The following is a 23056-nucleotide window of genomic DNA, read 5'->3' on the forward strand; positions in this document are numbered from 1 at the left end:
AGGTGTATATGAAACAAATTACTTTCAGTGACCTGCAGCAGCAAAGCGAGCAGGCCGCAAATTCTCCTCGCTTACGCGCCCATCGTAATTTGCACCCTGAACTGAGCGACCCGGTGCAGCGCCTGGCCATTGCAATGGAGCCCGGTACCTATGTTCGCCCCCATCGCCATCCTCACACCTTTGAACTGCTGACGGCGCTGAGCGGTCGCTTTCTGGTGCTGAATTTTGACGACAGCGGCAACGTGACCCGGCGTGTGGTGTTAGGTGAAGAGTGTAAAGTGCTGGAGATGGATGCCGGAACCTGGCATGCCGTGCTGTCGCTGGATAAAGGTGGCGTCATTTTTGAGGTTAAACACGGGGGGTATCAGCCCGTGCCCGAGCATGATACCGCCCCATGGTCACCGGCAGAAAACGAGCCCGGCACCGAGAAGCTGATGCAATGGTACGCTCAGGCACAGGTGGGTGACGGTGGTTTTACCCTGTAATTATTCTCTTATGTGCCCGGCGCGCGGAAAGGCGAGCCGGGTAAAGAGATAAGATCTCGCCGATTCAACTTACGCGAGCCGATTTTATTGAAGGTTCCCGATCTCGCTCAGGAATTCTTCTACCTGCTCAGGCGTCGCCGTATCTGCCTGGTAAAGGATATCGAGCTTAACGTTCTTCAACCCGCAGAAACCAAATACCCCTTCGATTATCTGCGTCTGAATCGCCGTCGAATAGCCGTGTTTATCAAATCCGGTGAGATCGCTACCGCCAGTGGCAATCAGGCGAACGGGAACATCCCGTAAATTACCCACGATCCGGCCGTCGTCAGCCACCTTATACGCCCAGTTCAGGGTCAATACGCGGTCGAACCAGCCTTTCAACAGCGCGGGAACCGACCACCAGTACACCGGGAAGACAAACACCAGCATATCCGCACGCTCGACGCGCTGCTGCTCGCGCAGAATATCGTCGGGGAGGGCGCTCGGATCCCCGTGATACAAGTCAAGATCGGCGCGAGACATGGTCGGATTAAACCCTTCAGCATGCAGATCGGCGAACTCAACCTGCATACCTTCCTCGCGTAATTTTCCGGCAATGCGGGCGGCCAGTGAATGGGACAAGGACGTGTCGACAGGGTGAGCCGTCACGATCAGCGCGTTACTCATGGCGTTTGTAGCAGACATAGCAACCTCAAAATGGGGGAGAAGAGACACCTATGTTACTATTGGTAACTTAGGTGTCAATCCACCCCCGGCGATCATTTTGTGCTATTCGCGTAGGTCGCAAGCACGCCGGTCATGGCGCCGCTGAGCGTATCTTCCGCAACGTTTCGGGCGAGCACGCCGTTGCCCGCCGCGGTGCTGAGCGCCTCCGCCGCGCCAATGATGGCCGTCAGTACCGCTTCCCCCTGAACGCCTTTTAAGACGATAAAAGGCGAAAGCGCGGTGCGCAGGCAGTCGGCACATTCGGCCACACATGCTTCCCGGAACGTCTGCAGCGCGCGAGAACCGGACAGCGCCGCGGCGATTGGCCCGGTTTCAGGCCCGGCGGCAATGGCACAGTCGATATAGGCCGCGCTGAAAAAGCGGATCGTCTTCTCCAGCGTTTTGCTGTCAACCGCCAGCGTCTCGCGGAATTTCGCCAGCTGCCGATCGCTATAGTCCTGATACAGCGCCATCAGCAGCCCTTCGCGATCGCCAAAGTGGTCGTAGGGGATGGGCTTGGTCACGTTGGCCCGTTCTGCCAGATAGCCAAGGGTCAACGCCTCGGTGCCTTGCTGACGCACGATTCCACGCGCAACCTCCAGCAACTGCACGCGGCGGTCCTCTTTTCTTAAGCGCTTAACAACCATGCTTTCCTCAGATTAGTTATCTACCAATGGTAGTTTACACGTTTTCCGTGCCGTGCTGAACGCGTTGTTCAACCGGGCGGATCCGGAACCAGATCGCATACATCGCGGGCAGGAAGACGAGGGTAATGATCGTCCCGCCCAGCGTACCGCCGATCAGCGTCCAGGCCAGCGTGCCCCAGAACACCGAATGTGTCAGGGGAATGAACGCCAGCACGGCCGCCATGGCGGTGAGTAAGACCGGTCGCGCTCGCTGGACCGTCGCCTCGACCACCGCCTGGAACGGATCGAGGCCGTCCTTCTGGTTATGATCGATTTGACCGATCAGAATCAGCGTATTGCGCATCAGAATGCCGGAGAGGGCGATCAAACCGACCAGCGCGTTGATGCCAAACGGCTGATTAAATATCAGCAGGGTCGGCACGACGCCAATCAGCCCCAGCGGCGCGGTTAAGAACACCATGACCATTGCGGAGAGTGAGCGCACCTGCAAAATGATGATCAGCAGCGTCAGGGCAATCATGATCGGGAACAGCGGTAACATGGCCTGCGTGGCTTTACCCGATTCCTCAATCGAACCCGCCATGTCGATACGGTAGCCGGCCGGCAGCGAATCAACGATCGGCTGGAGCTGCTTCATGATGGCGACCGACACGTCCGGCGGCTGAAGATTGTCGGCGATATCGCCCCGCACGGTAATCGTGGGGGTGCGATCGCGGCGGCGCAGGATCGGGTCTTCCATGCCGATCTCAATCCTGCCGATTTGAGACAGCGGCACGCGCTGTCCCGCATTGCCGACCAGGGTAAAGCCTTCGATTTTTGCCGGGTCAAGGCGGATATCACCCGCCGCGCGGGCAACGACGTCTACCGATCGAATATCTTCCCGCACGGAGGTGACAGGTACGCCTGATAACAGGAACTGAAGCTGCTCGGCAACGGCGTTGGAGGTTAAGCCGGTCGCCTGCAGACGGTTCTGATCGAGAGTGAAATGCAATACCGGAACGCGTGACCCCCAGTCAGTGTTGACGGTTCGCATCATCGGGCTTGCCTGAAGCACGGCTTTCACCCGTTCGGCGATGTCCCGTACCTGTTTGACGTCCGGCCCCGACACGCGCCAGGCAACCGGGAAAGGCGAGTAGGGGCCAAACACCAGCTGTGTCACCCGCACGCGGGCTTCGGGCGCAAGGCCGCTGGCAACGGCCTCCCTGAGCCTGAACTTAAGCGCCTCGCGTGACGTCTCGCTGTCCGTCAGGATCACGATTTTCGCAAAAGAGGGGTCGGGCAGCTCCGGAGCCATTGCCAGATAGAAACGGGGCGAGCCCTGACCAATATAGGCCGTGACGATTTTGGCTTCCGGCTGCTGGCCCAGCCACGTTTCTATTTTTGCGGTTGCGGCGCTGGTTTGCGCAATCGAGGTGCCATAAGGCATCTGTACTTCAACCAGCACTTCCGGGCGATCGGAGGTCGGGAAAAACTGTTTTTTTACCAGCCCCATGCCAAGCACGGCCAGAATGAAAATGGCGACCACGGACCCGGCCACGCGCCATTTTCTGGCGATAACGCGGCCAAGCAGCTGGCGAAAACGGTTATAGCGAGGCGTGTTATAGATGGCAGCATGGCCCCCTTCCACTTTGGGGATCGCCGGCAGGATCTTCACCCCAAGATACGGTGTGAACACCACCGCCACAAACCATGAGGCAATCAGGGCGAGGCCGACAATCCAGAACATATTGCTGGTGTATTCCCCGGCGGTCGACTGGGCAAACCCATTCGGCATAAAGCCAATGGCCGTCACCAGGGTACCGGCCAGCATCGGCGCGGCGGTGTGGCTCCAGGCGTAGGCCGAGGCTTTGATTCTGTCGTAACCTTCCTCCATCTTCACCACCATCATTTCGATGGCGATAATGGCATCGTCAACCAGCAGACCGAGGGCGAGGATCAGGGAGCCCAGCGTGACGCGGTCAAAGTTTATTCCCGCGGCTTCCATCACCACGAAAACGACCGCCAGCGTCAGCGGTACCGCCGCCGCAACCACCACCCCCACGCGCCAGCCCATGCTGACAAAACAGACCACCATGACCACAAGCAGGGCGACGAAGAATTTGATCATAAACTCATCGACAGACGAGCGGATATTGACGGACTGGTCGGTGACTTTGGTCAGGGTCATGCCAAGCGGCAGGCTATCGTTGATTTTCGCCGTTTCCGCATCCAGCGCTTTACCCAGCGCCAGGCCGTTCCAGCCCTCACGCATGACAATGCCCAGCAGCAGGGCGGGTTCATGCTGATTGCGTATCAGCATCGTCGGGGGATCTTCGTAGCCTCGTTCAACCGTTGCCACATCAGACAGCGTGAGCGTTTTCCCCTGGGCGACTAATGGCGTATCGCGGATTTTCTGCAGTTCATCGAACGCGCCGTCCAGGCGGATAAAAATCTGTGCGCCCCGGGTTTCAATGGCACCCGCCGCGGCCAGAGCGTTCTGGCTATTGAGGGCATTGAAAATATCCTGCGGTGAGAGGCCCATCGTGGCCAGACGGTCATGGGAGAAGGCGATATATATCCGCTCGGCCTGTTCGCCGATAATGTTCACTTTCTTCACGCCGGGAACGTGCAGAAGCTGCTGTCGCAGGCCTTCGGCATCGCGTACCAGCTGCCGCTGCGGTTCGCCTTTTGCTTTCAGGGCAAAGAGGGCAAAGGTGACATCCGAGAATTCATCATTGATCATCGGGCCAATGACGCCCGCCGGAAGACGCAGGGATTCATCACCAAGCTTCTTACGCGCCTGATAGAACTCCTCCTGCACTTCAGAAGGCGGGGTTTTGTCCTGCAGTGACAAGGTGATATACGCCATGCCGGGGCGGGTGTAGGTTTCCGTACGGTCATACCATTTGAGCTCCTGCAGGCGCTTTTCCAGCGGTTCGGCCACCTGATCCTGGATCTCCTGCGCGGTTGCGCCCGGCCAGACGGCGATCGCCGTCATCTGCTTCACGGTGAAGGGCGGATCTTCCGCGCGCCCGAGCCCAAAAAAGGCGTAAATACCGGCAATCGTCACCAGAACGATCAGAAACAGCGTGACGGAACGCTCGCGGACGGCCAGCGCTGACAGATTGAAGCGGCTTCCGCTCATGGTGCATTCTCCGCCGGAGCGGCATGGCGCTGTTCTGCCAGCCTGACAACTTCACCTTCGTGCAGAAGATGGGCGCCTAACGCAACGATCTTCTCCCCAGGCTTCACGCCACCCGTGACCTGGACCGCATCTTCGCCCACGCTCAGCACCTTAACCGGCGTCCATGTGACCTTTGCTGGCTGGGCGGAAATGAGCCAGACGCCGGGCCCTTTACCCGCATCGTAGAGTGAGGCCAGCGGGACCTGCATCGCCTGACTTTCCGTTTTCGCGTCTTCAATGCTGAGCGTGACGGTCGCCCCCAGCGGCGCGTTCGCCAGCTGACCATCCAGCACGTAGCGGGCTTCATACGTGCGGGTTGTGGCATCCGCGGAGTCAGACAGCAGGCGCAACGTCGCGGTGACCGGGTGTTGTTCACTGCCATAAAGCGTGGCCTGTGCTTCGCTGCCCACGGCAGGGCGCAGCGTCTCCGGAAGCTGGACGAGCGCTTCGCGCTGTCCCGCTCTGGCAAGGCGGATGACGACCTGTCCGGCACTAACGACCTGACCGGGTTCGGCGAGCGTCTCCATCACCACGCCGTCTGAATCCGCCAGCAATACGGCATAGCCCGTGGCGTTTTGCGCCACGTTGGCCTGCGCGCGGGCAGCGCTGAGATCCGCCCGGGCCGTATCGGCCGCCGCTTTAATCTGATCGTACTCCGAGGCGGACACTGCGCCGGACGCCACCAGGCCGCGATAACGCGACTCATCGCTGGTGGCTTTTCTCGCCCGTGCCTGGGCAGCATCCACCGCGCGCTGCTGCGCCTGGGCCTGTAATTTCAGGTCAACAGGATCGAGACGCAGCAAAGGCTGTCCCTGTCTGACGGTCTGCCCGGTATCCACCAGGCGTTCGAGGATTTTTCCCTGAACCCTGAAGCCCAGGTCGCTTTGCGTTCTTGCCACCACCACGCCCGTGAAGGCGCGGGCGGCAGGGTTCGCCATCTCGACAGAGGCGGATCTGACAAGCGGTGGCTTAGTGCGCGGATCGTCACTCGCGGAATTATCGCCGCACGCCCCCAGGGCAAACGGCAGAAGACATACGGCAACGCGGGCTGAAGTGAGCCTGAGCATGGGAAACCTTATTGAAGTAACAGGACGGTATCCGCATTCTCTGACTAGTGACCAAAAATGTCAATGGTCACAAATTAGGGGGCCAGGCTTCTTAATATCAGTGAGGAGAGAAGCACCGCGGCAGCGGGGGCCATTTCAAGGTTGTACTGCAGCTGAACGGGATTAATAAAAGGACACATCACCATGTGGATGGCCTGCGTGACCTCATCCAGCGGCGTTTTTCTTTCAAACTCTCCGGCCTGCCTGCCCTCAAGAACGATGCTCTCAATCAGCTTCATCAGGCTTTCAGCATACCGTTCAGTCGACGGCCACTGCTCGCGTGCGGCGACGGCGGCGATGTCGTAAAGCTTGCGATCGTGGAAAAACAGCTCGCTTCCTGCCTCGGTAAGCGCTTTGAAAAGCCGGCGTAATTTTTCGCTTGCTGACGGTGCACCCTCAAGGGCGGAAAGCACTGCCGCCATGATCAGCTCCAGGCGGTTAGCGCAGATCACCTCGCCGATAGCCTGCTTGGAATCGAAGAACTTATAAATGTAGGACTTTGAAAAACCGATCGATTTCGCCAGCTCGGCGACGGTGGTTTTTTCATAGCCGTAGTGACCGAAGTGCTCAAAAGCCGCTTCGACGATTTGCTCTCTGACAGAATGGTCAAGTGGACCACGTATTGATGGGGCGTTCATAGTTTTAGTCATTATGTAAGCTTAGCGTGACAGGCGACGATTAACAACGAGTGACCATTTCGTACTTTGGTTACCGTCATTGATCATGAGCCCTTCAGATGGGACGATCAACCCGGTGGGGTAAGTGTATCACTGTTTTTCACGCACGAAGGCATCTATCTGCCGACGATAAGCGAGGGTTTCAGCGCAGTTCCCTTGCGCTGAACAAAGACGTTTTTTGCTTAAGCCGAGAGTGGACGCAATATGATAAGAATGTCCAGGGAAACCGTGTTTTGATCGGCGGGTGAGAGGAGGCCGCAGAACCGATGCGGCCTTATATTTCAGGCAGCCAGTTCAGGCATCTGTTCCTTTACGAAATCCAATACCTTCCTCGCGTCCAGAGAGGCATAGGGAAGACTCTCAACGATGGCGAGTGAACGCGTATTACCCACCGTTTCTTTTATCTCATCGAGTTTGTACTGAATGTGCGGTGCGATGAGAAACCCATCGAACGCGGGAGCGACGCTGGCGAAGTTATCCAGCCCTACAGCGCTAATCATCAGCGGATAGCCTTCGCGTTCTGCCAGAGACTGCATCTTTTTGGCGAGCGAGTTTGCGGTATTACCAAACAAACAACATATCAGAAGCTTTTTCATGTTTTGTTCCTCCTGAAAACCGCTCTCAGGGTAGTCCTGAGGGTGTCACCGAAATGGGCGCTGTCTCTTATTTTGGCGACAAATTAATGTTCTTTTAGCCAGTCGAGAAAAAACTGGCTGAACGCCGTAACCTGAAGCGGCTGCAGCCTGCGCTGCGGATAAACAAACTGCAGCCCGACATCTTTGCGATCGTATCGGCTAAAGCCGGTGAAGCTGTCGGCAAACAGCACCGTGAGTCTTCCGGCCTCAACGTCGTCTTTGACGTCCCACCACGATTTCCCCGCGATGCCGGCCCCGCTGAGCGCCCACTGACGAAGCACTGCGCCGTCGTCGCACACCATGGCGGGCTCGACGCGTACAATGTTTTCCTCTCCCTCTTTTTCAAAACGCCATTCGTTCATCACCACGCCCTGAGACTCTAGCGCCAGGCACCGGTGTCCGGCTAAATCTGCAAACGTGGCGGGGATGCCGTGGTCGTTAAGATACTCCCCGGAGGCAACCAGCACCCGATGGTTCGGGCGGATGTTTCTGACGACAAGGCTGCTGTCCGGCAGGTTACCGAAACGCACGCTCATATCCAGCCGGTTAGCAACCAGATCCTCAACGTGTTCTTTTAGCGAGATGTAAAATTTTACGGCAGGATGGCGTCGGGAAAATTCAATGACGGCAGGGCTGAGATACTGTCTGCCAAAGTCCGAGGGAGAGGAAAGGCGAATGTTGCCGCTGAGCACGCCTTCTTTTTGCGTCAGCAGCGACTCGGCGTGATGCACCTCTTCCAGCACGCGCAGCGCGGCGTGGTAAAACTCTTCGCCTGCGCGGGTCAGGGTGAGGGAGCGCGTAGAGCGATGAAACAGCCGCGTCTGGTAACGCTCCTCAATCGCCTTCAGCCTGGCCGTCATGGTGGCAGGGGAAAGCGACAGGCGTCGTCCGGCGGCGGAAAGACTTCCGGCCCTGGCGACTTCCACCAATAAGGCCATGTCTTCGAGTTTACCCATTATTCATTTTTTCCGAAAAGTGCATCTATTTTTAGCTTAATTATCAAAATCAGATGCCGACTGTAAAGTGATTTCATCCAAACCATAAGGGATGAAAACATGAAACCTACCTCACTCTTTGAACGTTACAGGCTGGGTCAGTTAGAGCTGAAAAATCGTATCGTCATGGCACCGATGACCCGCGCGCGCTCCCTTCAGCCGGGCAACATTCCCTCCGCGCTGATGGCCGAGTATTACCGGCAGCGGGCCAGCGCGGGGTTAATCATCACCGAAGCCACGCAGATCTCGCCTCAGGGTCAGGGATACTCCTGGACGCCCGGCATCCATTCGCCGGAGCAGGTTTCAGGATGGCAGCTCACGACGGGGGCCGTGCATCAGGCGGGCGGCGTCATTTTTTCTCAGCTCTGGCACGTTGGGCGAATGTCGCACGCCAGTTTTCACCCGGACGGTCAGCCGGTCGCCCCGTCTGCCCTTGCGCCAGACGCGCAGGTGTGGGTGGTGAATGAGCGTGGGGAAGGCCAGATGGTTGACTGCCCGCAGCCGAGAACGCTCTCACGCAAGGACATTCAGAACATCGTCGCGGACTATCGCCAGGCCGCATTGAATGCCGTTCAGGCCGGGTTCGATGGCGTGGAGGTCCACGGCGGAAACGGCTATCTGATCGACCAGTTCCTGCGCCAAACCTCCAACAAACGCACCGACGAGTACGGCGGCACGCTGGCGAACCGGATCCGCTTCGCCCAGGAGGTGTTAAGCGCCATTGCGGAGGCCATTGGTCATGAGCGCACGGGCATCCGTCTTTCGCCGTTTATTACCCAGCGCGGGATGAACGACCCGCAGGTCTCTGAAGCCATACTCGCGCTTGCGGCCTGGTGCGAACAAAAGGGGATTGCGTTCATCCACCTGGCGGAAGCCGACTGGGACGACGCGCCGCAGATACCCGAGCGTTTCCGTCAATCCCTTCGCGAGACCTTCAGCGGAACGCTGATCGTCGCGGGCAACTATGACCTTGCCAAAGCCGAAGAAATTCTGGCGGCGGGCTATGCCGATTTGATTGCCTTCGGACGACCGTTTATTGCCAACCCGGATTTGCCTCACCGGCTGTCGCACCGCTTGCCGCTGGCCCAGGTGCGCGACCCCGCCACGCTGTTTGGCGGCACCGCCACGGGCTATACCGATTACCCAACGTACACCCTGCAGGAGGAAACGTTATGACCCGTAAAACCTTAATTATCGGCGGCGCTTCCGGCATCGGTTTCGCCGTGGGCACCCTGCTTGCCGGGCGCGGCGAGGAGATTATGCTTGCTGGGCGCGACAGCGCGAAACTGGACGCGGCACGGCAACGACTGAGCGCTCATGCCGCGTCTGTTAGCACCCTCGTGCTCGATATCAGCCGTGAGGAAGAGCTTGTTGCGCTCAGTGAAACGCTGGGCGAGGTCAATAATATTGTCGTCACGGCGGGTTCACAGGCGCCGGGAGGGCTCCTTTCCGGACTGGATCTCCGTGCGGCAAGACATGCCTTTGATACAAAATTCTGGGGAAGCCTCAATGTCGCCCGCTATCTCAGCGGGAACATCGCTCCCCGCGGTACGCTGACCTTCACCAGCGGCTTTGTGGCGCGCCGCACCGTGGCGGGCGCCATCGTAAAATCAACGATGAATGCCGCCATTGAGGCCGCGATAAAAGTGCTGGCGAAGGAGCTTTCCCCGCTGCGCGTCAACGTCGTGAGTCCGGGGCTGACCGACACGGAAGCGTATGCGGGGATGGACGCCGCCGCGCGGGAAAAAATGCTCGCCGGCGCGGCGGATACCCTGCCAGCCAAAGCCTGGGGAAGGGCGGAGGACATCGCGCAAGGATATCTCTTCGCCATGGACAATCCCTTTGTCACGGGGTCGGTCATTGATATTGAGGGCGGGGCGTTAATTAACTGAATCCCCGCCGGTTTGAACCGCAGGAAATCGTCTGCGGGTAACGTAATACTCTGTTGAGAGACATCATGAAATATACGACGTGTTTTCGTCCAGCTGTGGCGATGCTTATTCTTGCCGGTCTGTCCGGCACCACATTTTCGGCGCAGCTGGAATGGCTTCAGCCGAAACAGCTTATTGTTGATAATAGCTTGCCCCAGGCGCAATTAAGGGCGAATGAAGCCGTTGCCAGAGAATATGCAACGTTCTGGAATACGGGAGAAGAATCCCTGGCGCGTGATGCGCTGGCGGTGAATTTCATCGATAAAACGCCCCCGGAAGGTCGTAAACAAGGGCCTGAAGGCGCTATTTTAGCCTCCCGGGCGTTTCGTGCCGCCGTGCCGGACTTACGCTGTGACGTTGAACAGATGATTATTTCAGGCACTCGCGTGGTTTCGCATTTGCATTTTTACGGCACATTCACCGGGACATTTGGCAAGCTGAAAGGAAAAGGGCAGAAAATAGATTTCATCGCTACGGATATTTATGAAGTCCGCGACGGTAAAATTGCGGCAAACTGGCATATTGAGGACAACCTGACGCTGATGAAACAGCTAGGCGCACTCTAAACCCATCACTCCGGGGCGCCCCGGAGTGATGTAAAAATCCTATAAGCCCAGATCGCTCAGCGACGGGTGATCGTCCGGGCGTCTGCCCAGCGGCCAGTGGAACAGTCGCTCGGATTCTTTTATCGGCATATCGTTTACGCAGGCAAAACGGCGCTTCATCAGCCCGTCCGGCTCAAACTCCCAGTTTTCATTGCCGTACGAGCGGAACCAGTTGCCTGAATCATCATGCCATTCATAGGCATAGCGGACCGCGATGCGGTTATCCGTAAAGGCCCACAGCTCTTTAATCAGACGATAGTCCAGCTCTTTTTTCCATTTCCGCTCCAGAAACGCCCGGGCCTCTTCACGGTTGGTGGCGAACTCTGCGCGGTTGCGCCATTGGGTATCCAGCGTATAGGCCAGCGCGACTTTCGCCGGGTCGCGACTGTTCCAGCCATCTTCTGCCAGCCTGACTTTTTCGATGGCGCTTTCACGGGTGAAGGGCGGTAAAGGAGGACGTGTGTTCATGGCGGTTACCTCAGTGTGATTTTATGTAGACAGATCTGTCTACCTGGGGTAATCTATGCCTGAAAAATAACGCTGTCAACACCCTTTTTGAGGCTGTCGAAAAAATGAAAACTGAACACGCAGGCAACGAAACAAAAATTAGCGTCCGGGATAAAATATTACTGACGGCGCACGATCTGTTTTATTCCACGGGCTTCAGGGCGACGGGGGTGGATACGCTGATTAAAGAGGCGAAAGTGACGAAGGTGACGTTTTATCGCCATTTTCAGAGCAAAAGTTTACTTATTCTCGCCTATTTGCACTATCGGCATGAAATATGGATTAACTGGTTTGAATCCACGCTGCGCCGACATCTCGATGAAGGCGAAATACCTGCTGATGCGATTTCTGCAACGCTCTGTGAATGGTTTATTTCGCCGGAGTTCCACGGCTGTGCGTTTATTAATGCCAGCGCCGAAGCCAAATCCGAAGATATTGAAAGCGAAATAAAAGCGATATGCCGCGATCATAAAATCGAAACAAAGAATATTATTGCGTCGCTGACGACCATCGCGGATGAGCGCGTCGTCAATGAAATCATGCTGCTCATTGACGGCGCCATTATTCATGCGCAGATGGGCATGGAGACGGATGAGGTCATCACGTCGTTGAAGAGGGCATTAGAATCAGCGTTTTTAGGAAGCAAATAATGTTTACACCTGCGACGACTGACAAACGCCAGCAACACAACAACACTAAGCGTTGAATAACCTTCACACCGGAATGAGCAAATGGCCTATAACCGTACTTTCGCTCTCGATATAAGCTGGAAAACGCTGCTGAAAGACGCGGGGCTTGAGCCAGAACGCATCCTCCGCAGGGCAGGATTACCTGACGATCTCTTTTTACAAAAAGCGCGGGGACTCGATACGAATGAATACATTCGCTTCTGGAATGCGCTGGAGGCTGAAACGAACGATCCTGCCTTTCCCGTCCCGCTCATTGAGTTGATCTCTGCGGATGTGTTTGATCCGCCCCTTTTTGCCGCACTGTGTAGCAGCAATATGATGCAGGCTGTCCAGCGTCTGGCCAGATATAAACAGCTTATTGCTCCGATGGTTCTGGAGACAACGGTCGACCAAAACGGCAACCTTACCGTCTCACCGCGCTGGCTTTTTGCGACAATTATTCCGCCGTTTCTCCAGGTGGCAGAGTTGGGCTTCCTGCTCAAGCTTCTGCGGCTGGGAACGCGCGAACCGGTTAACCCCTTACGGATCTGCGTTTCTGCGCTACCGTCATCGGTTCAGAACAGCCACTTTTCGCGTTTCTTTGGTGCTGACGTGCAATACGGAGAACAGCCCGCCATCAGCTTTTCCGCAGCCGATGCGCTTCGACCCTTTTTAACGGTCAATGAGGGAATGTGGCAGGTATTTGAACCGGAACTGCAGCGTCGTCTCGGTCAGTTAAATGAACGGGCTTCAACCGCCGAGCGCGTACGAGCGGTACTCCTGGAGCTAATTCCCGGTAACGAAGCGACTATTGAAAAAGCGGCTGAGCGTCTGGGAATGAGCAAACGCACGCTGCAGCGAAGGCTTGAGCAGGAAGGGGAAAACTTTCGCAACCTTGTCAACGCGTGTCGTGAACACCTGGCCCGTCATTATCTTCGTAATACGCGTCTTTCCGGGTATGAGATCGCGTTTTTGCTGGGTTTCGAAGATCCTAACTCATTCTATCGCGCATTTATGACCTGGACGGGTCAGACTCCTGAAGCGGCCAGGACAGCCATGCGTCTTGAGTAAACACGTGCGTATTTATCGCTCTGATGGCGCAGTTTGCGAGTCAAATGGCGCGATACGCTAGTTAACATGAGGTCAAAGGAGAGCAAACTAGCCACAGTCTACTCACCGAGGTATCTATGTTTACTCAGGACAAAAAAACTGCGCTGGTCACCGGTGCATCGTCAGGTATGGGCAAAGCCATCGCCCGTCGTCTTATTCAGGATGGCTATCAGGTTTACGCTGCTGCCCGTAGCGTTGAGAAAATGCACGATCTCGCCCAGCTTGGCGCGTACCCTCTGCGGATGGATATCTCACGTGATGAAGACATTGTGGTTGCCGTGAATACCATCATGTCGCAGACAGGTGGGGTTGACGTACTGGTCAACAACGCGGGTTTTGGGCTCTATGGACCGGTAGAAGAGATCGGTATTGATGAAGCTCGCTATCAGTTTGAGGTTAACGTGTTTGGTGCGGCCCGCCTTACGCAACTGCTGATCCCGGCCATGCGCGCCAGACGCAGCGGTTACATTATTAATATCACCTCTATGGGGGGTAAGATTTACACCCTTCTGGGAGCCTGGTATCACGCAACGAAACATGCGCTTGAGGGATGGTCTGACTGTCTGCGTCTTGAAGTGGCTGAATTTGGCATTAAGGTTGTGATTGTTGAACCGGGTTTAATCGAGACAGGCTTTGGTGATGTGGTCAGCGGCAATATAGTTAAACGTTCAGCAAATGGCCCTTACGCTCGCCTCGTGGAGAAGGTGGCTAAATCGGTCAAAAATGCATACGGGAATGGCAGAGGCAGCGACCCGAAGGTGATTGCGGACGTGGTTGCCCGCGCCGTTAAAAGCCCTCATCCGCGTACACGTTATGCAGCCGGCAAGTATGCAAAGATGCTCATCCGCATGCGTCTCTGGTTGGGAGACCGTCTGTTCGATCGCGTTATCCTTGGCCAGACGCTATGACCCAAGCGCCGAGGATGAAACAATCCTCGGTGTCAGTATGTGCCCTTACACAAGGCTGTAAACCCCCGCTCCCCAGTAACCGGTTACCGGGGAAGTCTGTTCTTTCCAGCCTGATGCGATCAGTTCCTTCGCAATAAACCGATTGATCATTCCGTGCCCCATGAGCAAGACGGGGCCGTCAGAGTCCTTCGCGACATTCACCAGGATTTCTGCCGCCTTAGCGGCACGTTTTTTTACGGCGCTTACGCGCTCTGCCTCCCCAGACAGGCCGCAGAGCCAAAGAACGCGAAACAGCGCTGCCCAGTAAAAAGGCGATAGCCGTAACCCCGGAATACGGAACACCGGCAGCTCTGCCTCCCGAAAAACCTCATCAATTAAGCCAGGTTCACACCCCAGCGTTTTCAACGATGAAAGGGCTCGCGGGAGAGGGCTGCTGAGAAACGTCAGCGCGCGGTACGCGAGGATTTGAGCCATCTCCGAAGGTCTGTCGCTGCCCGTTGAAGAGCGGTTATAGCTGTCGATCCATCCCGCCATTTCCCTGTACGACACCTTTCCCGCGCCCCTGTATTCGGGTTCGCCGTGGCGCATCAAAATAATTTCCATATGTTTTTTATCACCCATCATCCCTTCTTCAGGGGCAGATTAGCGCGATCGAAAGCGGTCTTTCACCCACCCGTTTTAGTGTGTCTGAGCCTGGAGCGTACGTAGCAGACTGATCAGTCTGTAAAATATTTTCACGCGCGCGTATTCTGTGGAAAAGCACTGAGCATAACCATTTAGAGTAAAGGTAACGGAAATGAGAACACAGAAACGATGCCTCGGCTGCGTGGCTATTGTGGTTGATGACTACGATCGTGCCATTGAATACTACACCGACAAGCTGGGGTTTACCCTTGTAGAGGATACGCCCCAACCGGGGAAACGCTGGGTAGTCATCTCACCCAACCCGGAAAGCGACTGCAATATTTTGCTGGCTCGTGCGTCTAACGAAAGGCAGGAAGGTTTTATCGGTAATCAATGCGGTGGCCGAGTTTTCCTGTTCCTTCAGACGGATGATTTTTGGCGCGATTACCATGCCATGAAAGCAAAAGGCGTTCATTTTTGTGAAGAACCTCGTGAGGAAGAGTACGGTATGGTGGTGGTGTTTGAAGATATTTACGGCAACCGCTGGGACCTCTATCAACATGCCCAACGCGGGTGATGACCAGGGATACCTTCCATGACTCTTCGAATTCGACAGGCCACCGGGGCCGATTCTGCGCTCTTAAGCGAACTTGGATACCGCATTTACCCCGCCCATTTTCAGCATCTGTGGGTATCAGACGCCGAGATGAAGGCCTTTCTGGACGGCGAGTATGCCGTTTCTGTACTTGAACAGAGCCTGATAGATAACACTGTGTCCTGGTATGTTGCAGAGACCGATCGGCCTGTGGGGTTTATGAAAGTGACCTGGGACGCCATGCTTCCAGAAACGGACAAGAGGGGCGTTCTCCTCAATAAGCTCTACCTCGATCCTGCCGAAACCGGCAAGAACTATGGTCAGGACATGTTCAATAAAATTATCGACATGGCCCGGAGCAGGGGAAAGGACTATCTCTGGCTGGAAGTGCTTGAGCAGAACGCAGGAGCGTACCGGTTCTACCAGAAGCAGGGCATGCTCTGCATTAAGAACGTCCTTTTTGAAACAGCCTCACAGCAGAGCATACTCAGAATTATGGGGATGTCTCTTTAGGGCCTGGGCTCTCGTCCCGCTGTGCCAGCGACAGCGCGCTGGCGCTGGCGGGATCGAACAGCGAGATGCTCTCAATCTGATTGAGTAAAATCACCTTGCGGAATGACATGGCGCTGCGGGGTTCCGAGTCGAGCGTAATGTCATGCTCGGCGTACCACCGGCTGTAATTATTCTCTATGCGCAGGTTCATCGTCTTCTCGTCCCGGTACCCGCTCAACATCGGGATCAGCACGATATTGGCCGTTTTTTCATATTCCAGCGTCGCGGTGTGGATCATACCCACGTATATCCGCCTCGAGCGGAGCGTGACCTGCGCCAGCTCGCCTTGCTCCATACACTGATAGAGCAGTTGCTCGATCCCGCTCGCCTGCGCAAGCCGTTTGTAGAGCTTTTTCCGGCTCTCGCCGTCCAGCCTGGCGCTGCCTGCCCAGTTAGACCGGTAGAGACAAAACAGGATGGCAAACGCCAGCATTACCACCACCGGCGCCTGAATGCCTAAAAAACTCCAGTTCATAAAGTCGATTTGCCAGTCGGTGTATCTCGGTGAGGCAAAGTGGAAAGCGTTGTTGGCGGCGGAAAGGCTAAGCAGCAGCAGCCAGAGCAACCCCGTAGCAATCACCCCCTGAAGAACGAAAATATAGCCGTAAAGCGCAACGAGAAAATAGACGTCCCAGCCAAAGGAACGCTTGATTTTAAAGCGGGTCGACAGGTCGCGACTGGTGTACCAGTACCCGCAGACCATCAGCACCATAAATATCGCCGTTCCCATATCAGGCCCTCTTCAGCGCGTTAACGTGACGCAGAAAGTCCTGCCGCACCTCGTTGCTCTTGTAGTTCACCGAGGCGTTCCCGTCCTGGTCGATGATGATGCGATCGCCATCTTCCACGGCTTCAATAATTTCCTGCTGACTCATCACCTGCAGTAAGGATTCCGGGCTTGAGAATAGGGAGAGAAAGAAACGTTTCATGTCAGGCATCCTTATGAATAAAAAGGATAAGCCTGGAAGATGACCGCTGAATTTGCCTTAAGGATAACCTGAAAGTGAGTGAAAGCCGGGTGGCGGCTACGCCTTACCCGGCCTACAAAACCATCAAACGAGTGAATGTTCAAATTATTGATATTTATGACCAATAAAAAATAAACCCTCACAAACTTGGACAAATAACGTTAATTGTGTAAGTTTTAATTATGCGATTACGCCACGTTGTTTACAGCCAGGATGTGACCCATGAGCACTTTGCCCTCTGTCGTGAGTCGGTTTGTCGAGTACTACGCTGCACTGGATAGCCAGCCGCCGTCCGCGCTGGCGGGGCTTTATCATTCGAATGCCACGCTTATCGATCCCTTCGGTGAGCACAACGGTATTTTTGCGCTTCAGCGCTATTTCACCCATCTGCTGGCCAACGTCGAGAACTGCCGTTTTTCTATCGATCCGCCGCTGTGCAGCGGGAACCGGTTTGTTGTCACCTGGGTGATGCACTGGTCGCATCCGCGCATTGCCGGAGGCGAACCGCTCGATCTGCCGGGGTGCTCGGTGGTGGAGACGGAAAACGATCTCATCACGCGCCAGCGGGACTACTACGATGCGGGAGAGATGATCTACGAACATCTTCCTCTGCTGGGCTGGGCGGTTCGCGGCGTGAAGCGGAGGGTGAAATCATGAAGACGGTGTTGATTACCGGCGCAAGCTCGGGGATTGGCGCCGGGCTGGCGAAATCCTTCTCTGCTGACGGCTACCATGTGATTGCCTGCGGGCGCGATCCGGCGCGTCTGGAAGCGCTGCATCAGACCTGCCCCAATCTCACCGTGCGCCTGTTCGATATGACGGACAGGGACGCCTGTTGCCAGGCGCTGACCGGCAGCTACGCCGACCTGATCATTCTCTGCGCGGGTACCTGCGAATACCTCGACGGTGGCGTGGTGGATGCGGCGCTGGTGGAGCGGGTCATTAACACCAATTTCCTTGGGCCGGTGAACTGCCTTGAGGTGCTACAATCGCAGCTGGTTGCCGGTAACCGTGTGGTGCTGGTGAGCTCAATGGCGCACTGGCTTCCCTTCCCGCGTGCAGAGGCCTACGGCGCGTCCAAAGCGGCGCTGAGCTGGTTTGCCGAGAGCCTGCGCCTGGACTGGGAGCCAAAAGGGATTGCCGTCACGGTTGTCTCTCCGGGCTTTGTCGATACGCCCCTGACGCAAAAAAACGATTTTGCCATGCCGGGCAGGGTGACCGTCGACGAGGCGGTGAAGGCGATCCGTATCGGACTGGCGGCCGGGAAAATGCACATCGCGTTTCCGTCCGGGTTTGGCTTCATTTTGCGGCTGCTCTCCGGGCTGCCTGCGTTTCTTCAGCGCACGCTGCTGCGCAGGATGGTGCGTTCATGAACATTGCGATTATCGGCAGCGGCATTGCCGGGCTGACCTGCGCCTGGCGGCTGGCCGGACACCATCAGGTGACCCTGTTTGAAGCGGGATCGACGCCGGGCGGCCATACCGCAACGGTTGACGTGACGACGCCACAGGGTACATACGCGATCGATACCGGGTTTATCGTCTACAACGACCGTACCTACCCGCGCTTTATGGGCCTGCTCAGCGAGCTGGGCATCAGCGGGCAAAAAACGCAGATGAGCTTTTCGGTGCACGACCCCGCGACGGGGTTTGAGTACAACGGCCACACGCTGACGTCGCTGTTTGCCCAGCGTCGAAACCTGGTGAATCCGGCATTCTGGCGGCTGCTGGGCGAGATCGTACGCTTTAACTGCCTGGCAAAACAGGCGCTGGACGGGGAAGTGGATCCGAACGCCACGCTGCAGACGTTTCTGGACCAGCACGGCTTTACGCCGTTTTTTGCGCGCCACTATATTCTGCCGATGGGGGCCGCCATCTGGTCATCGTCGCTGCAGGAGATGACGCGCTTCCCGCTGCCGCTCTTTTTACGTTTCTTCCAAAACCACGGTCTGCTGGATATCACCCATCGCCCGCAGTGGTACGTGGTGCCGGGCGGCTCGCGGGAGTATATCCGCGCGATGCTGGACAAATTGGGCGATCGGCTGACGCTGCATCTCGATACGCCGGTTCAGCAGGTGAGCCGCCACGAGCGCGGGGTCACGCTCCAGCTCGAAAACGGCAGCCATACCTTCGATCAGGTGATATTTGCCTGCCACTCCGCTCAGGCGCTGGCCATGCTTGACGACCCGACCACCGCAGAGCGCGAGGTGCTGGGCGATATCGGCTGGCAGCGCAACGAGGTTGTGTTGCACAGCGACCCGCGCTGGCTGCCGGTGCGGCCGCGCGCCTGGGCCAGCTGGAACTACCGCCTGAGCGAGCAGGCGCAGGCCAGCGCCTGTGTCACCTACAACATGAATATCCTGCAGGGGCTGCCTGCGGGCAGCCCGCTGTTCTGCGTCACCCTGAACCCGGACGCGGCGGTGGATGAGCGCTTCGTTCTGCAACGCTTCGTTTATGAGCATCCGCTGTTTAACCCGCAAAGCTGGCGGGCGCAGGCGCGGCGCGGCGAGATCAACGGCAACCGGCGGAGCTGGTTCTGCGGAGCCTACTGGTACAACGGTTTTCATGAGGACGGGGTGCGCAGCGCGCTGGACGTGGTCAATGCGATAGCGGCCGGGGAGGGGAACTGAGATGAACAGCTGCCTTTACCACGGCGTATTACGCCACCGCCGCCTGCAGCCGAAAACCCATGAATTTCGCTACAGCGTGTTTATGGCCTGGCTGGATCTCGATGAGCTGCCGCTGCTCGCGTCCGTCGGCGTGCGGCGCAATCGCTTTGCTGCCGCCTCTTTCCATGACGCGGACTATCCGCTCGGCACGCCGCTTAAAGAGAACGTGCTGAGCAGGCTGGAGAGCCTGACCGGGGAACGTCCTGACGGGCGGGTCATGCTCCTGACGCAGCTGCGCTATTTCGGGTTCCATTTTAACCCGGTCAACTTTTACTACTGCTATGACGGGAACGGTACCCTGCGCTGGCTGCTGGCGGAGGTCCGCAACACGCCGTGGAACGAGCGTCATTATTACGCGGTCGACGGGCAACATGCCCAGCCTACGGAAAAAGCGTTTCACGTTTCCCCCTTCAACCCGATGGACATGATCTACCACTGGCGCTTCAACGACCCGGATAACACGCTGCATATGCACATTGAAAATCATCAGGAAGCGAAGGTGTTCGACGCCACGCTGGCGCTGCGCCGGGAGCCTCTGACGCGCCCCGCGCTGCGTTCGCTGCTCCTGCGTATCCCGCTTATGACCCTGAAAACCGTTTTCGCCATTTACTGGCAGGCGCTGCGCCTGTGGCTCAAGCGCGTGCCGCTGTATAACCATCCCGTCAGCAGGAGTGAACGCTCATGACCGATCCCGTCTTTGCGTTAGAACCCGATATCCCGCGCAACGTGCGCTTTGCGCGCTGGCTGCTTTTTCGTCTGTTAAGCGGTATCCGCGGCGGCTCGCTCACGCTGCGTGAAGGGGCGCAGACCTTTCATTTTGGTGAGTCATCCTCCGCGCTGCATGCCGATGTACAGATCCTGACGCCCGGCGTCTACTGGCGTGTCTTAACGGGCGGGAGCCTTGCCGCGGCAGAAGCCTGGATGGACGGCGAATGGGAAACTACGCACCTTACGCCGCTACTGGAACTTCTGGCGCTCAACGGCGAGGTGCTTGGCCGTCTGGAAAACGGGTTCCGTCTGTTCGGCAGGCCGCTGGAGCGGCTACGCCACTGGACGCGACGAAACTCCCGCGCGCAGGCGCGTGAAAATATTGCCGCCCATTACGATCTGGGTAACACCTTCTATGCCCATTTTCTGGATAAGGAGCTGCTCTATTCCAGCGCCTTGTTTACAGAGGACGAGCAGGATCTCACGGCGGCTCAGCAGGCCAAAATGGCGCGTCTGTGCGAACAGCTGGCGCTGAAGCCGGGCGATCATCTGCTGGAAATTGGCACTGGCTGGGGGGCGATGGCGGAATACGCGGCCCGCCATTATGGCTGTCGGGTGACCACCACCACGCTATCGCAGGAACAATACGTCTGGGCGACCGAGCGGATTGCCCGCGCCGGACTGCAGGATCGGGTCGAGGTGCTGCTCTGCGACTATCGCGACCTCACCGGGCAGTACGACAAGCTGGTCTCGATAGAGATGATCGAAGCCGTCGGGCAGCGCTATCTGCCCACATTCTTCCGTACCTGCCAGGCGCGGCTGCGCCCGGGAGGACGCATGGCGATTCAGGCCATCACCATTCAGGATCAGCGCTATCGCGACTACAGCAAAAGCGTCGATTTTATCCAGCGCTACATTTTCCCCGGCGGCTTCCTGCCGAGCATCACCGCGATGAACGATCTGATGACGCGCCACACCGATTTCGTGGTGCGCAATCTGTTCGACATGGGGCCGGACTACGCCCGCACGCTGGCGCACTGGCGACAGCGCTTTGTCCACGCCTGGCAGGAGATTGAAAAGCTCGGCTTTGATGAGCGGTTCCGCCGCATGTGGCTGTACTACTTTGGCTACTGCGAAGCCGGGTTTAACGCCCGCACCATCAGCGTGGTGCAGCTGACCGCCGAGCGCGTATGAAACGATATCTTCAGGTCTTTCTGCTGGCCGTCGCGTTCGATCTTTACTGGACGCTGGTGGTGCTCTTTCGCGAAAAGGGCCTGATTATCTGGCTCGCGCTGGCGATCCTGGCGTGCCTGCTCTTGCCGTCTGTATACCGTTTTTACGCCATCGGGCTGGCCGCGGCGGGCAGTTTGCTGGATACGCTCTGGGCGCTGACGGGACTGATAGCCTTCACGGGCGAGTCTCTGATGCCGCTATGGATGGTGGCATTGTGGCTGATGTTCGCCACCGTCTGGACGCAGCTTACGCGCACCACCACGTTGCCCGGCTGGCTGCTGACCCTGCTGGCCGCCGTGGGAGGCCCGGTGGCGTACCTGATTGGCGAGCGGCTGGATGCCATCACATTTCTGGAGCCGACTTTTATCGTCGTCAGCTGTATGGCGCCGGGTTGGCTGGTGTTGATGCTGTTTTTCCACCTGCTGATGGGGAGACATAAATGAGAGCTGCGATTTTGCTGCTTTGGCTGATCGCCATGCCTGCGGCCCAGGCCGCCGACTGGCTGGCGTGGCGTAAGGTGGGTGATGCCACGCTCACCTGGGGGCCGTTCACCGTCTATACCTCCCAGCTGCGTACGCCGGACGGGCGTTACGGTCGGGAGAACCAGGATCAGGCGCTGATAATTACCTATGCGCGCGACATCGATCGCGATGAGCTGGTCGAGGCGACCCGCGACCAGTGGCAGGCGCAGGGGATCCTGGCGCAGGAACCGCAAAGCGAAGCCTGGCTGCGGATGCTCCGGTCGCTGTGGCCGGATGTTCGACCGGGCTCACAGCTGGCGTTTGTCCTTGATGACCAGCAGGGGCAGTTCTGGTACCGCGATCCGACCCTTCAGAAAACCTTTATTCCCCTGGGACCACGCCAGTCAGAAGCGTTCAGTACCCGTTTTCTGGCCATCTGGCTGGCTCCCCGTACGCAATATCCTGAGCTGCGTCAGCAGTTAATCGGAGGCCAAAAATGAAACGTTTCCTGATGATGGTGCTGGCATTAACGATGCTGCTGGCGGGCTGTAGCACGGAGGTGACCGAGTACCGCCACCAGCAGCCGCGGCTGGATATCTTCCACTTCTTCCAGGGCAAAACCGAAGCGTGGGGGATGGTGCAGGATCGCAGCGGCAAGCAGATCCGACGTTTTCACGTTGAGATTGCCGGGGACGTTATCGGCGATACGCTGACCCTGAACGAGCACTTCGTTTACGACGACGGCGAGAAGCAGCAGCGGATCTGGCATATCCGGCGCCTGGGGAACGATCGCTATGAGGGCACGGCGGGGGATATCGAAGGGGTAGCGACGGGGCAGGCCGCAGGCAACGCGTTCAACTGGCATTACAGCATGAACGTGAAGGCCAACGGCAGCACCTGGCTACTGAACTTTGACGACTGGATGTACCTGCAGGATGAGAACCATCTGTTTAATAAAACCGAGATGAAGAAACTGGGCGTCACCGTCGCCACGGTGACGCTGTTCTTTACCCGTAAAGAGTGATGATACGAGCAGTGAACAATCCCCTCGCCCCTATGGGGAGAGGGTTAGGGTGAGGGGAAAATGAAATGAAAATTTCGTTAC

General features: G+C 57.2%; 28 protein-coding genes. 17 read left to right on the plus strand and 11 right to left on the minus strand.

Features of this window, described 5'->3' with window-relative positions:
- The first annotated feature begins 8 nt into the window (after positions 1–8).
- Positions 9–485, plus strand: coding sequence for a WbuC family cupin fold metalloprotein (locus ACMWJS_RS03505; RefSeq protein ID WP_069719289.1), 477 nt, complete (start codon positions 9–11; stop codon positions 483–485).
- 84 nt (positions 486–569) lie between these two features.
- On the opposite strand, the gene ACMWJS_RS03510 is transcribed toward ACMWJS_RS03505, so the two are convergent.
- From ACMWJS_RS03510 to ACMWJS_RS03540, 7 genes are all read right to left on the minus strand, one after another.
- Entirely contained in the window at positions 570–1169 is a 600-nt protein-coding gene (locus tag ACMWJS_RS03510; protein WP_414746611.1) for an NAD(P)H-dependent oxidoreductase, read from the minus strand.
- Positions 1170–1243: 74 nt separating this feature from the next.
- Positions 1244–1837, minus strand: coding sequence for a TetR/AcrR family transcriptional regulator (locus tag ACMWJS_RS03515; RefSeq protein ID WP_045910453.1), 594 nt, complete (start codon positions 1835–1837; stop codon positions 1244–1246).
- 34 nt (positions 1838–1871) lie between these two features.
- Positions 1872–4961: an efflux RND transporter permease subunit gene (locus ACMWJS_RS03520; protein ID WP_414746612.1), complete on the minus strand. Its 3090-nt coding sequence runs from the start codon at positions 4959–4961 to the stop codon at positions 1872–1874.
- Positions 4958–6067 carry an efflux RND transporter periplasmic adaptor subunit gene (locus tag ACMWJS_RS03525; RefSeq protein WP_414746613.1) on the minus strand — a complete coding sequence of 370 codons (1110 nt, stop codon included), beginning with the start codon at positions 6065–6067 and terminating at the stop codon, positions 4958–4960. The genes ACMWJS_RS03520 and ACMWJS_RS03525 overlap by 4 nt, the downstream gene beginning before the upstream one ends.
- Positions 6068–6141: 74 nt before the next feature.
- Positions 6142–6756, minus strand: coding sequence for a TetR/AcrR family transcriptional regulator (locus tag ACMWJS_RS03530; protein ID WP_167210461.1), 615 nt, complete (start codon positions 6754–6756; stop codon positions 6142–6144).
- A 308-nt stretch (positions 6757–7064) separates the two neighbouring features.
- Complete coding sequence (locus ACMWJS_RS03535; RefSeq protein ID WP_045910457.1) at positions 7065–7379, minus strand: PTS sugar transporter subunit IIB; 315 nt, start codon at positions 7377–7379, stop codon at positions 7065–7067.
- Positions 7380–7462: 83 nt separating this feature from the next.
- On the minus strand, positions 7463–8374 hold the full coding sequence (locus ACMWJS_RS03540; RefSeq protein WP_414746614.1) for a LysR family transcriptional regulator: 912 nt from the start codon (positions 8372–8374) through the stop codon (positions 7463–7465).
- A gap of 99 nt (positions 8375–8473) precedes the next feature.
- Here ACMWJS_RS03540 and ACMWJS_RS03545 point away from each other — a divergent pair, with 99 nt between their 5' ends.
- The 3 genes from ACMWJS_RS03545 to ACMWJS_RS03555 all read left to right on the plus strand — a co-directional run bounded on the left by ACMWJS_RS03545 (position 8474) and on the right by ACMWJS_RS03555 (position 10910).
- A complete protein-coding gene (locus tag ACMWJS_RS03545; RefSeq protein ID WP_414746615.1) occupies positions 8474–9589 on the plus strand; it encodes an alkene reductase in 1116 nt (371 codons plus the stop codon).
- Positions 9586–10305 (plus strand): SDR family oxidoreductase, encoded by a 720-nt coding sequence (locus ACMWJS_RS03550; RefSeq protein WP_414746616.1) that lies wholly within the window; start codon positions 9586–9588, stop codon positions 10303–10305. The genes ACMWJS_RS03545 and ACMWJS_RS03550 overlap by 4 nt, the downstream gene beginning before the upstream one ends.
- Positions 10306–10370: 65 nt before the next feature.
- Entirely contained in the window at positions 10371–10910 is a 540-nt protein-coding gene (locus tag ACMWJS_RS03555) for an ester cyclase (protein WP_414746660.1), read from the plus strand.
- 39 nt (positions 10911–10949) lie between these two features.
- Here ACMWJS_RS03555 and ACMWJS_RS03560 read toward each other — a convergent pair whose 3' ends face one another.
- On the minus strand, positions 10950–11417 hold the full coding sequence (locus ACMWJS_RS03560; RefSeq protein ID WP_032645324.1) for a DUF1348 family protein: 468 nt from the start codon (positions 11415–11417) through the stop codon (positions 10950–10952).
- Between the two features lie 104 nt (positions 11418–11521).
- Between ACMWJS_RS03560 and ACMWJS_RS03565 the strand changes: the two genes are divergently transcribed.
- From ACMWJS_RS03565 to ACMWJS_RS03575, 3 genes are all read left to right on the plus strand, one after another.
- Entirely contained in the window at positions 11522–12106 is a 585-nt protein-coding gene (locus tag ACMWJS_RS03565; RefSeq protein WP_414746617.1) for a TetR/AcrR family transcriptional regulator, read from the plus strand.
- 81 nt (positions 12107–12187) lie between these two features.
- Entirely contained in the window at positions 12188–13195 is a 1008-nt protein-coding gene (locus ACMWJS_RS03570) for an AraC family transcriptional regulator (protein ID WP_008502337.1), read from the plus strand.
- Positions 13196–13311: 116 nt separating this feature from the next.
- Complete coding sequence (locus ACMWJS_RS03575; RefSeq protein WP_047748967.1) at positions 13312–14142, plus strand: oxidoreductase; 831 nt, start codon at positions 13312–13314, stop codon at positions 14140–14142.
- 45 nt (positions 14143–14187) lie between these two features.
- On the opposite strand, the gene ACMWJS_RS03580 is transcribed toward ACMWJS_RS03575, so the two are convergent.
- A complete protein-coding gene (locus ACMWJS_RS03580; RefSeq protein WP_262763929.1) occupies positions 14188–14766 on the minus strand; it encodes a histidine phosphatase family protein in 579 nt (192 codons plus the stop codon).
- 172 nt (positions 14767–14938) lie between these two features.
- Here ACMWJS_RS03580 and ACMWJS_RS03585 point away from each other — a divergent pair, with 172 nt between their 5' ends.
- Positions 14939–15343: a VOC family protein gene (locus ACMWJS_RS03585; protein ID WP_414746618.1), complete on the plus strand. Its 405-nt coding sequence runs from the start codon at positions 14939–14941 to the stop codon at positions 15341–15343.
- Between the two features lie 18 nt (positions 15344–15361).
- Complete coding sequence (locus tag ACMWJS_RS03590; RefSeq protein WP_414746619.1) at positions 15362–15874, plus strand: N-acetyltransferase family protein; 513 nt, start codon at positions 15362–15364, stop codon at positions 15872–15874.
- Here ACMWJS_RS03590 and ACMWJS_RS03595 read toward each other — a convergent pair.
- Both ACMWJS_RS03595 and ACMWJS_RS03600 read right to left on the minus strand, forming a co-directional pair.
- The gene (locus ACMWJS_RS03595) at positions 15855–16643 is read right to left on the minus strand and encodes a hypothetical protein (RefSeq protein ID WP_414746620.1); all 789 of its coding nucleotides are present in this window, start codon (positions 16641–16643) and stop codon (positions 15855–15857) included. The genes ACMWJS_RS03590 and ACMWJS_RS03595 overlap by 20 nt on opposite strands.
- Position 16644: 1 nt before the next feature.
- On the minus strand, positions 16645–16842 hold the full coding sequence (locus tag ACMWJS_RS03600) for a hypothetical protein (protein WP_008502331.1): 198 nt from the start codon (positions 16840–16842) through the stop codon (positions 16645–16647).
- A 261-nt stretch (positions 16843–17103) separates the two neighbouring features.
- Here ACMWJS_RS03600 and ACMWJS_RS03605 point away from each other — a divergent pair, with 261 nt between their 5' ends.
- From ACMWJS_RS03605 to ACMWJS_RS03640, 8 genes are read left to right on the plus strand one after another with little or no spacing between them, the layout of a single operon-like run.
- Entirely contained in the window at positions 17104–17538 is a 435-nt protein-coding gene (locus tag ACMWJS_RS03605; RefSeq protein ID WP_045910466.1) for a nuclear transport factor 2 family protein, read from the plus strand.
- Entirely contained in the window at positions 17535–18254 is a 720-nt protein-coding gene (locus ACMWJS_RS03610; protein WP_414746621.1) for an SDR family NAD(P)-dependent oxidoreductase, read from the plus strand. The genes ACMWJS_RS03605 and ACMWJS_RS03610 overlap by 4 nt, the downstream gene beginning before the upstream one ends.
- Positions 18251–19510, plus strand: coding sequence for an NAD(P)/FAD-dependent oxidoreductase (locus tag ACMWJS_RS03615; RefSeq protein WP_414746622.1), 1260 nt, complete (start codon positions 18251–18253; stop codon positions 19508–19510). The genes ACMWJS_RS03610 and ACMWJS_RS03615 overlap by 4 nt, the downstream gene beginning before the upstream one ends.
- 1 nt (position 19511) lies before the next feature.
- Complete coding sequence (locus ACMWJS_RS03620) at positions 19512–20234, plus strand: DUF1365 domain-containing protein (protein ID WP_262749534.1); 723 nt, start codon at positions 19512–19514, stop codon at positions 20232–20234.
- Positions 20231–21451, plus strand: a complete 1221-nt coding sequence (locus ACMWJS_RS03625) for an SAM-dependent methyltransferase (protein ID WP_262749535.1) — start codon at positions 20231–20233, stop codon at positions 21449–21451. The genes ACMWJS_RS03620 and ACMWJS_RS03625 overlap by 4 nt, the downstream gene beginning before the upstream one ends.
- Positions 21448–21933, plus strand: a complete 486-nt coding sequence (locus ACMWJS_RS03630; protein WP_414746623.1) for a DUF2878 domain-containing protein — start codon at positions 21448–21450, stop codon at positions 21931–21933. Before ACMWJS_RS03625 ends, ACMWJS_RS03630 begins: the two co-directional genes overlap by 4 nt.
- Entirely contained in the window at positions 21930–22451 is a 522-nt protein-coding gene (locus ACMWJS_RS03635) for a hypothetical protein (protein WP_048030580.1), read from the plus strand. Before ACMWJS_RS03630 ends, ACMWJS_RS03635 begins: the two co-directional genes overlap by 4 nt.
- Positions 22448–22975: a DUF3833 domain-containing protein gene (locus ACMWJS_RS03640; protein ID WP_414746624.1), complete on the plus strand. Its 528-nt coding sequence runs from the start codon at positions 22448–22450 to the stop codon at positions 22973–22975. The genes ACMWJS_RS03635 and ACMWJS_RS03640 overlap by 4 nt, the downstream gene beginning before the upstream one ends.
- Positions 22976–23056: the final 81 nt, after the last annotated feature.

It is taken from the genome of Enterobacter sp. HK-058-C-ECC (genome assembly GCF_047531125.1).
GTDB classification, from domain to species: domain Bacteria; phylum Pseudomonadota; class Gammaproteobacteria; order Enterobacterales; family Enterobacteriaceae; genus Enterobacter; species Enterobacter quasiroggenkampii.